The sequence below is a fragment of the Butyrivibrio sp. genome (assembly GCF_024699075.1).
In genome coordinates this window covers 1-4,313 of sequence record NZ_JAILQF010000020.1, presented here as the reverse complement: position 1 = coordinate 4,313, position 4,313 = coordinate 1, and the positions used below count along the sequence as shown (strand labels likewise).

At 36.7% G+C, this 4,313-nt stretch carries 6 protein-coding genes; all 6 read left to right on the top strand.

Going from position 1 to position 4,313, the window contains the following annotated elements:
* A partial coding sequence (locus K6G87_RS00690; protein ID WP_296832494.1) for a cupin domain-containing protein occupies positions 1-462 on the top strand: 462 nt, incomplete at its 5' end.
* Positions 463-831: 369 nt separating this feature from the next.
* Entirely contained in the window at positions 832-1,269 is a 438-nt protein-coding gene (locus K6G87_RS00685; protein WP_296832491.1) for a radical SAM mobile pair system MarR family transcriptional regulator, read from the top strand.
* On the top strand, positions 1,266-1,961 hold the full coding sequence (locus tag K6G87_RS00680; RefSeq protein WP_296832489.1) for a radical SAM mobile pair protein A: 696 nt from the start codon (positions 1,266-1,268) through the stop codon (positions 1,959-1,961). Before K6G87_RS00685 ends, K6G87_RS00680 begins: the two co-directional genes overlap by 4 nt.
* Positions 1,943-2,857, top strand: a complete 915-nt coding sequence (locus K6G87_RS00675) for a radical SAM mobile pair protein B (RefSeq protein ID WP_296832487.1) — start codon at positions 1,943-1,945, stop codon at positions 2,855-2,857. Before K6G87_RS00680 ends, K6G87_RS00675 begins: the two co-directional genes overlap by 19 nt.
* Before the next feature lie 97 nt (positions 2,858-2,954).
* Positions 2,955-3,293: a putative quinol monooxygenase gene (locus tag K6G87_RS00670; protein ID WP_296832484.1), complete on the top strand. Its 339-nt coding sequence runs from the start codon at positions 2,955-2,957 to the stop codon at positions 3,291-3,293.
* Between the two features lie 54 nt (positions 3,294-3,347).
* On the top strand, positions 3,348-3,920 hold the full coding sequence (locus K6G87_RS00665) for a GNAT family N-acetyltransferase (RefSeq protein ID WP_296832481.1): 573 nt from the start codon (positions 3,348-3,350) through the stop codon (positions 3,918-3,920).
* Positions 3,921-4,313 lie beyond the last annotated feature (393 nt).

Sequence of the window (4,313 nt, the reverse complement as noted above, 5' to 3'; positions counted from 1 at the left end):
AATCTTGCAAAGGAAATATATAATGAGCAGATTGTTGAATTAACTGATAAGGAACGTTATCAGAACACTATTTTTTTTCCTATTGGTGAGGCTAATGAAACTTACGCTCAGTATTTTGATGGACAGAGCTTTCTTGCGCCTGTTGCTACAGAGCAGATACCGATTTATAATGTGACTTTTGAACCAGGATGCAGAAATCATTGGCATATTCATCATGCTAAGAGTGGAGGTGGGCAGCTTCTCATATGTGTCGGAGGCAGAGGCTTTTATCAGGAAGAAGGCAAAGAGGCAAGAGAACTTCATCCTGGTGATGTAGTCAATATTCCTGCTAATGTAAAGCACTGGCATGGAGCAGCTGCTGACTCATGGTTTTCTCATCTTGCAATCGAAATAGAAGGTGATCATACAAGCAATGAATGGTGTGAGTCAGTTACGGATAGTGATTACATGAAAATACAGTAATGATATACAGTTAGTTTTCTGATGATTTAAGTATGAAGGAATAAAGCTTATTGATATTGCAGATGACTTTTTGATTGCGGTTAATAAAGTTGCCACCAGCGGCATACAGTAGCCCTGAGCTTTATACCGTACGCAGCAGGTAGACAGTAAAATTCTCAAGTCTTAGATCTTGTTTGAGTAGAGTACTTAGCGAGGTACTAGCGAGCTTAGTACGCACCATACAAGTTCACTTGACAAGGCTTTTTCGAGTCTAATTATGAACAGTTGTTACAAAGAAAAATTAAAGTATTACGTTATAGCATAAATTCGTTTGACATTAAAGCTCCTATATAGTAGTATTAAAAAACTACTATATAGGAGCTTATTTTTATGAAAACAAATGGTGGCTTTTTAATAACAAAAGTAAAACAGCTGAATGATCGTATTTTTGAAAAAATCCTTGCCAAAAAGAATGTCGATGCATTTAATGGACCTCAGGGAAGGATATTGTATGTGCTGTGGCAGGAGGATGGAGTACCGATTAAAACGATATCTGAAAAGAGCGGGCTGGCAATTACATCTCTTACGACAATGCTTGAGCGAATGGAGAAAAATGGTCTGATAGGCCGCAGACAGGATGAATCAGATAAAAGAAAAACACTTCTGTTTCTTACGGACAGAGCTAGAAACCTTAAAAATGATTATGACTCTGTATCAGATGAAATGGGAAATATTTTTTACGAAGGATTTTCTCAAAAAGAAATACGAGAATTTGAGTCATATTTAGAGAAAATCATAATGAATCTCGAAAAATGGAGTGAGAAATGAGTACTTGTATAAAAGAGCTGATACAGAATATGAATCTTGTTGTCGGGTGTAATGTTGGATGTTCCTATTGTTATGCCAGAAATAACACAAGGCGCTTTCATATTATTGATGATTTTGAGAAGCCTGTATTCTTTGATTCAAAGCTAAAGATGATAGATCGCAAAAAACCTCATAACTATTTACTTACCGGCATGAGCGATCTGTCAATATGGACTGATGAATGGCTAAATGCAGTATTCAATAAAATGAAAGAGAATCCCCAGCATCAGTTCGTATTTCTTACCAAAAGACCGGATTTATTGTCTGTTGAAACAGCTCCTGATAATGCCTGGTTCGGCGTAACGGTTACATGTAAGTCAGACCTTTGGAGAATTGATACATTAAGGAAAAATGTAAAAGCGAAGCACCTGCATGTTACTTTTGAACCATTATTTGATGATCCTGGGGAGGTAGATTTTACTGGAATTGACTGGATTGTAATTGGAACAATGACAGGTGCAAAGAGCAAAAAGATAAAAACTAATCCAGATTGGGCAAAGTCGCTTTCAGAACAGGCACATGAACTTAGCATACCAGTTTTCATGAAAGAAGATCTTATTCCAATAATGGGTGAAGAAAATATGATACAGGAACTACCACATGATTTTAATAAGGTATTAAAGGAGCAGAGAACATGGAACAACAGGAAATAAAAATAAAACACATAGAAACAAAGAGTGTTATGACTAAATCTAACGTGCCCCTTGGCGGATATTCAGTCAATCCATACGTGGGGTGCCCTCATGCCTGCAAATATTGTTATGCCTCTTTTATGAAACGCTTTACAGGGCATAACGAAGAATGGGGTACGTTCATGGATGTTAAAGAATGGTCACAGATCCGGAAGCCGGAGAAATATGCCGGACAGAAAGTTGTTATCGGAACAGTTACAGATGGATATAATCCTCTGGAAGAAACATATAAAAATACAAGGCGTATACTTGAAGAATTAAAAGACAGCGGAGCGGAGATACTTATTTGTACAAAATCAGATCTTGTACTTCGAGATATTGATTTATTAAAAGAAATAAATGAAAAGAGCAGATTGACCGTATCATGGTCTGTAAATACCCTGGATGAGAGATTTAAGGATGATATGGATGCAGCAGTAAGTATTGAAAGAAGACTTGCTGCAATGAAACAGGTGTATGATGCCGGTATCAGGACAGTATGTTTTATCTCACCGGTATTTCCGGAAATAACGGATATAGAGGCTATTTTTGATAAAGTAAAAGATCAGTGCGACTTAATATGGCTTGAAAATCTTAACTTGCGCGGTGGTTTTAAAGCAGATATTATGGGCTACATTTCTGATAAATATCCGGATCTGTTACCTCTTTATGATGAAATATATAATAAAAAAGACCGCAGCTATTTTGAAGCTTTGAGAAAAAAAGCAGAGAATTTAGCAAAAATAAATAAATGTAGATTTATTGATAATGAAACACCTTATGAACGTGTACCAAAAGGACATCCAACTATTGTGGATTATTTTTATCATGAAGAAGTAAAAGGAACAGGTAATACAGGAAAAAGAAAAGTAAAATAGAAGTTGGTTCAGGGGGTTACAGCTATATAGAAATACATGAAGGAAACTGTAGATACAGATAAATTTAGGTATTTCTGAATAGATTAACTTTCAAATTATGCACGAAGGAGATTATATGATAACAGTAAATCTGTACTATAAAGGAATTAATGGAAATGCACGTGCGTTTGCGGATGAAATGGAATCATCGGGTATAGCAGATGCTATTCGGGCAGAAGAAGGAAATCTGCGGTATGAATACTTTCAACCACTCAATGACCCCGAGATTGTATTGCTCATTGATTCGTGGTCAGATCAGGAGGCTATAGATGTACATCATGCATCACCGATGATGAAGCAACTTGCCGAGCTTCGCGATAAGTATGATCTTCACATGACAGTAGAACGATTTGTTAGCGAAGAATATGAATCTGATGAGAAGTACTTAAGGAAATAATAACTTTCAGGATAATGAAATGAATAAAATCGATGTTAGTAGACGGAGGAGACTATGTTAAATGATTATGCAATAGACAAGCCGATTCTTGAGACAGACAGATTGATCATTCGGGTGCTTAACGAAAGCGATACGGATGATTTAAAAGAGTGGTTGGGAAGAGAAGAAATTTATACATATTGGGGAAGAAAAGCGAGCAAGGGCGAAAAAAATCCTGAACTCATGTTTATTGACCCCCGTCCTTGGGTGAAAAGAAAACCTTCTCCTGATTTTGATTGGGGAATTGTATGGAAAGAAACGAATAAAGTGGTAGGTATGATCGCAGTATTTGATATTCAAAATGCCAGAATGGGCGATATAGCATACAGGATTAATCCTGAGTACTGGAGAAGGGGAATTACTACAGAAGCTTTGAAGGAAGTGTTACGATTTGTTTTTAAGAACACAGAAATAGACCGATTGAATGGACGTGTAGATGTAAGAAATGTTGCTTCAAATAAAGTTATGGATAAATGTGGTTTTATAAAAGAAGGAACAGTTCGTCAAGGGAAAATGGTTTCGGTTTATTGCGACTATAATATCTACGGTATGCTCAGAGAAGATTATATGAGCATGCAAGGAATATAATGTTAGACAAATAAGAATTTGTTTAAGCGCGTGAAAAGAAAATTATGCGGAAAGAATTATTGGCGGTATTTAGCGGATTTCCGGATCATCACTTTTCGGATGAGATTGCGGAACGGCTTCGCAGAGAACTTGCGGAACGCGAGAGCATTGTGCTTATCACCGCATGTCCGCTTGATTATGAACAGACGGTGACAGATCGAAGATTGAACTCGGGAGGAACCATTTACTTCCATTTGCATGTTTGTAGAGGAATTATATTCCAGTTTCGTACTATATAAGTGTAGATGAAAATATCATCTGCACTTATATTTTTATAAAGTAATGGGTGTATGACGTTATTCCAGTAGTTATGCGATAAGCATTTTCGCAGTAAAACTGTTAACAGCCTCCTTT